Annotated in this window: 3 protein-coding genes and 1 pseudogene; all 4 read right to left on the bottom strand. The window is 72.6% G+C overall.

Translation table 11 applies throughout. The annotated features are described in order from the left end of the window. A pseudogene (locus STRAU_RS19550) lies at positions 1-1313 on the bottom strand (DNA-binding protein); the annotation flags it as partial. A 187-nt stretch (positions 1314-1500) separates the two neighbouring features. Beyond that, a complete protein-coding gene (locus STRAU_RS19545; RefSeq protein WP_037660502.1) occupies positions 1501-2343 on the bottom strand; it encodes a helix-turn-helix domain-containing protein in 843 nt (280 codons plus the stop codon). 429 nt (positions 2344-2772) lie between these two features. Beyond that, the gene (locus STRAU_RS19540) at positions 2773-4428 is read right to left on the bottom strand and encodes a DNA repair helicase XPB (protein ID WP_016642101.1); all 1656 of its coding nucleotides are present in this window, start codon (positions 4426-4428) and stop codon (positions 2773-2775) included. A gap of 60 nt (positions 4429-4488) precedes the next feature. Continuing rightward, complete coding sequence (locus tag STRAU_RS19535; RefSeq protein ID WP_259299942.1) at positions 4489-5637, bottom strand: outer membrane protein assembly factor BamB family protein; 1149 nt, start codon at positions 5635-5637, stop codon at positions 4489-4491. Positions 5638-5675 lie beyond the last annotated feature (38 nt).

Raw genomic sequence — 5675 nt, 5'->3', positions numbered from 1 at the left:
CCCTCGGGCAGCCCGGCGAGGAGCGCGAGGACACGGTGGCGGACCTCGGGCGCGGCGGAGCGGTCCAGGCCGGGGCCGAGCGCGGACAGCGTCCGGTCCTTGCCGTCGCGCCCGCCGACGAGGCCCGCCGTGCGGGTCGCGGGCAGCCACGCGGCGGCGAGCCGCGCCCAGCGTTCAGGGGCGGGCAGTTCCTGCCAGGTGTCATACGCGGGTGTCGCGGCGTACCGCTCGTCGGCCTCGCCGTCGGCCGCGATCAGCCCGGCGGCGTAGGCCAGTTCGACCCAGAACGCGGCCTGCGGCTCCGATACGTCCAGGGCCACGGCGGTGCGCTTCAGGTCGCGCACGCTCAGGCCGCCCGCGCGCAGGACGGCGGGGCCGCCCTCGTCCCAGTCCTTCAGGAGTTCGTCGATCGTGGCGAGCGCCGTGTGCGCCTGGCCGGCCGCCGTCGCGTCCACAACCTGTGGACGGTGCTCGCGCGCGACGGCCACGGCGGGCGGCGTCGCCTCGAGCACGCGGTGCGCGCGGCCGCCGCGCAGGTGCAGGGCCGCCTCGCGGGGCAGCACCACCGTCCCCGGCGCGGTCGGAAGCAGCAGCCCCCGGTCGATCAGCCAGCGCAGGTGCGGTGCCGGGTCGGCGGTGACCTGCCCGTACGGCGGCCCCCACACGAGGCGCGACAGGATCTCCACGGAGTCCGCGGGCGCCTCGTCCAGCAGCGCCGACATCCGCTTGCGGTCCGTGAACAGCGCCGTCAGCGCCTCCACCGCCGACACCGCGTCGTGCGTCGCCGTGAGCCCCGCCGCCGCGACCAGGCTCTGCACCCGGCCCGGCGACATCCCCGCCATCGCCTCCGCGACGGTCGGCCCGAGGCCCGTCGGCGACGGCCGCTGCGGGGTGGGCGCGAGGAGTTCCCTCGCGGTGCGGATGAGGCGGAGGCGGTCGTTGCCGCCCCACACCAGCGCCTGCCCGCGCAGCGTGCCCAGGGCCCGGTCGAGGGCGCGCTGGATCTCGCCCACCTGCTCCTCGCCCGCCGGGTCGCCCACCAGGTCCCCGGCGACCAGGCCGAGCAGCTCCGCGTACGCAGCCGACTCCGGCGCCACCGCCAGCGCCTCGGCGACCTGCTGCGTGAACCGGTCGAGGCGCTCCAGGGCGCGCACGACGGACGCCCGCGTGCCGGCGCGGGTGGCGAGCTGCGTCAGATCGTTCGGGACCGGCGTCAGAAGGTCCGGCCGGGCCCGCAACAGCGCGACGATACTCGCGTCATCACTCGCCCGGAGGGCTTCCGCGAGGGATCGGGGGGCGTCCGGGGTGCTCATCCTGGCCACGGTAGCGGGTCGCCCGGCGGGCGGGGCAGGTGCGGCGCGGCGGCGCACCCGGTGGACTGCCTCGCCGGTGGCTCACCGCGACGGGGTCAGCGGCCCGTCCCCACTCCGTGGGCGAAGATCGCTTAGGCCGCGGGGCAGCCGTCTCTGTACGCGCTCGTGCGCCGGGCAGTGGCAATGCTCAGGCCGACGAGGGGCACGGCAGTTCCTCCAACATCCGCCCGATGAGCTTCAACGAAGCAGCGGGGGACAACGCCAGGTCACGTGTCACGTCATAGCCACGTTGCAGCTGTTCAACCGCGCCGTTCTCGTCGATCACCTCACCTCGGTAGACGTTTTCAACGTAGGCGACGGTGCGACCACCCGGGAGGCGCAGGAACATCACATCGGTGCTGTGCAGGCCGTGCAGCCCCGCCGCCTGGGGCAGCACATGAAGCGCCACATCCGAGCGCTCGGCCACTTCGACGAGGTGCTGCAACTGCGTCCGCCACGCTTGTGGGTCACGCAGCGGCGTCCGCAGCACAGCCTCGGAAAGAATGCAGCGGAAGGGTGGCGGGTCGTCCCGGTTCAGCAGCCGCTGTCGCCCGATCCGCGCCTCGACCTGTCGTTGCAGCTCCCCGCCCTTGAAGCCGCCCGACGCAAGCAACTCGTACGCGTACCCCTTTGTCTGGAGCAGACCGGAGGGCACGCTCACGCCGAAGTGCCACAGGCTCAGCGCCTCGGCCTCCAACGTCATGTACTGGCGGTACCGCTTCCGGAACTGGGTGGGATCGCTGATGGCCAGCTCCCACAACGCGAGCAAGAGCCCCCGCGTCCCGTAGTGCTCATCCAGAGCCTGGACGACCTCGGGGCCGCCCAGCGTCTCCCCCTTCTCCATCTTGCCGAAGAGGGACCAGTCCCAGCCCAGGACGTCGGCAAGCTTGCGGAGGCTGTACCCGCTCTGCGCCCGCAGGTCGCGGAGTTCCTCGGTGAAGCGTTGCCGTGGGTTCTGACTGTGGCCGGTCACCACCCGCCTCGGCGGCATCGCGGTCCCCTCTGTGGAAGGTGTGGAATTACCGCCGCGCGCCGTGGAATTACGGCGCGCAGGCGACATTCGCGCCCTGGTCCTGGTTCATGCTCGAAGCACCCGGAACACGCACGGTAATTCAACCGTCGCACTCTGCGCAGGAGGTGGATCGGATGAGCTCAGCCAAGCCGGGCCCGGAACAGGATCCGGGCCCCTTCCGCTCGTCGCGGGAACTCCGCCCCGGCCTGGTGGTCTTCGACCGCGGCTACCAAATGCCCGCCGTGGTACGGCAAGTGGACGGCCTGTGGGTGGAGTTGGCGCGCCCCACGGGCATGGAGTGGCGGGTGACCTTCTACCGGCTGCGCCGGGCGACAGCCTGGGAGCACAGACAGCTCGCGGCGGTCGGCGCGCTGCACCGCCAGCGGCAGAAGGGCCGGGCCGACGGACCTAGGCCGTGTCCGAGCCCTCCGCAAGCACCCCGTCCGCGTCCATGATCCGATACGCGTACCCCTGCTCCGCCAGGAACCGCTGCCGGTGCGCGGCGAAGTCCTGGTCGATGGTGTCGCGGGCCACGACGGAGTAGAAGCGGGCCTCGTGGCCGTCGGCCTTCGGCCGGAGGACGCGGCCGAGCCGCTGCGCCTCCTCCTGGCGGGAGCCGAACGTACCGGACACCTGGATGGCGACCGTCGCCTCCGGCAGGTCGATGGAGAAGTTGGCGACCTTGGACACGACGAGGACGGAGATCTCGCCCTCGCGGAAGGCGCCGAAGAGCTTCTCGCGCTGCGCGTTCGTGGTCTCGCCCTTGATGACGGGCGCGTCCAGATGCTCGCCCAGCTCGTCGAGCTGGTCGATGTACTGGCCGATGACGAGCGTCTGCTCGCCCTTGTGCTTGCGCACCAGCGCCTCGGTGACCTTCCGCTTGGTCGCGGTCGTCGCGCAGAAGCGGTACTTCTCCTCGGCCTCGGCGGTGGCGTACGCGAGGCGCTCGGAGTCGGTCAGGTTCACGCGGACCTCGACGCAGTCGGCGGGCGCGATGTAGCCCTGGGCCTCGATCTCCTTCCAGGGCGCGTCGAACCGCTTGGGGCCGATGAGGGAGAAGACGTCCGACTCGCGCCCGTCCTCGCGGACGAGGGTCGCCGTGAGGCCGAGCCGCCGCCGCGCCTGGAGGTCGGCGGTGAACTTGAACACCGGCGCGGGCAGCAGATGCACCTCGTCGTAGAGGATGAGCCCCCAGTCACGGGAGTCGAAGAGCTCCAGGTGCGGGTAGATGCCCTTCCGCTTCGTCGTCAGGACCTGGTACGTGGCGATGGTGACCGGCCGGATCTCCTTCTTCGTACCGCTGTACTCGCCGATCTCGTCCTCGGTGAGGGAGGTGCGCTTGACCAGCTCGTGCTTCCACTGGCGGGCGGAGACGGTGTTGGTGACGAGGATCAGGGTCGTGGCCTTGGCCTCGGCCATCGCGCCCGCGCCGACGAGGGTCTTGCCGGCGCCGCAGGGCAGGACGACGACGCCGCTGCCGCCGTGCCAGAAGTTCTCCACGGCCTGCCGCTGGTAGGGGCGCAGCGCCCAGCCGGTCTCGTCCAGTTCGATGGCGTGCGCCTCGCCGTCGACGTATCCGGCGAGGTCCTCGGCGGGCCAGCCCAGCTTGAGCAGGGTCTGCTTGATCTGGCCGCGCTCGGAGGGGTGCACGACGACCGTGTCCGGGTCGACGCGGGCGCCGACCAGCGGCTGGACCTTCTTCGAGCGGAGGATCTCCTCCAGGACCGGGCGGTCGGTGCTGGTGAGGACGAGGCCGTGGACGGGGTGCTTGGAGAGCGTGAGGCGGCCGTAGCGCGCCATCGTCTCGGCCACGTCGACGAGGAGCGCGTGCGGGACGGGGTAACGGGAGAACTCGACGAGGGCGTCCACGACCTGCTCGGCGTCGTGCCCGGCGGCCCGGGCGTTCCACAGGCCGAGGGGCGTCACGCGGTAGGTGTGGATGTGCTCCGGGGCGCGTTCCAGCTCCGCGAACGGGGCGATGGCGCGGCGGCAGGCGTCGGCCTGCTCGTGGTCCACCTCGAGCAGGAGGGTCTTGTCCGACTGGACGATGAGCGGTCCGTTCACCGGGGGGTGCCCTTTCGCTAGGCCAAACATCCAGTGTGCCGCATCGCCGCGCGGGCGGGCCTACGTCGCTCGGGCGCGGGCTTGCGGGACCGCGCGGAGGACGCGGTCGGCGGTGGCGAAGTGGACCAGGCCGTGGGCGGCGACGGGGGCGGGGACCGGGCCGCCGCCGAAGGGCGCGTAGGCGCGCCTCGCGAGGGCGGGGCCGCCTTCGCGGGCGTCCAGGGCGATGAGCTCGCCGCTCCTGGTGAGGACGTACAGCACGTCGTTCGCGACGGCCGGGGAGCTGGGCGTGGGGGACCCGTGGTAGTAGTTCCAGGCGGGCTCGCCGGTGCTGCGGTCGACGGCGTGGACGCTCGCGTAGCCGGTCGCGTAGACGAGGCCGTAGCGGTCGTGGCGGTCGCCCACCGCCGGGGTGGACCAGGTCTCGCCGTCGAGTCCGAGGCGGCGGGTCCAGATGTCCTTCATGGAGTTCAGGTCGACGGCGACGAGGCCGCCCTTCGTGGCGGTGCCCAGGTAGGCGATGCCCTGGGTGACGAGGGGTGCGGCGGGGGAGAACCGGGCGTGACCGGGCAGGCGCAGGATCTTGTGGTCCCGTGCGTCCGCGACGCCGATGCCGTGCTTCACCAGATCGAGGCCGTGCACGACGCCCCCGCGCCCACCGAGGACGATCGTTCCGTCGTCGGCGACGGCGGGTGCCGTGAAGGAGTCGCGCTCGCCGACGACGCTCCGCGCGAGGCTCATCCGGTCCAGGGTGATCCGCTCTCCCAAGTACGGTTCCACCAGGGTGAGTTCGTCCAGGTTCCGGCCGTCCGTGTCGCGTGCGACGCAGCAGACGGCCTGGTGGGACACGGCCGGTGTGCCGAGCGCCGTGATGTCGAGGCGCCACCGCTCCTCGCCGGTCGCGGAGTAGAGCGCGTACAGCTTGTCGCCCGTGAGGTAGAGCCCCGGATCGGTGCCGGGGAGGATCCCGAGCCAGGGCCGCGCGTCCGTGTACGCGACGCGCCTGGCCCAGTGGCTCTCCCCGGTCCTGGCGTCCATGGCGTACACCCAGCCCCTGTCGTCCACCGCGTACAGGGTGGTGTCGGCCAGCAGGATCTGGTGCACGACGCCCCGCGTGCCGTACGACCACACCTCGGGGCCGGGCCGCCGGTCACCGGAGATCAGCCCCGCGGCGCCCGCGCCCAGCGCGACGGCGGCCCCCGCCCGCAGGGCGCGCCGCGCGCGTCAGCAGCCGCGGGTGCGGCGGC

This window comes from Streptomyces aurantiacus JA 4570, assembly GCF_000414115.1.
In the GTDB taxonomy this organism is placed as follows: domain Bacteria; phylum Actinomycetota; class Actinomycetes; order Streptomycetales; family Streptomycetaceae; genus Streptomyces; species Streptomyces aurantiacus_A.
Note: the sequence above shows the minus strand (reverse complement) of the source record. Positions and strands in the feature narration are given on the sequence as shown.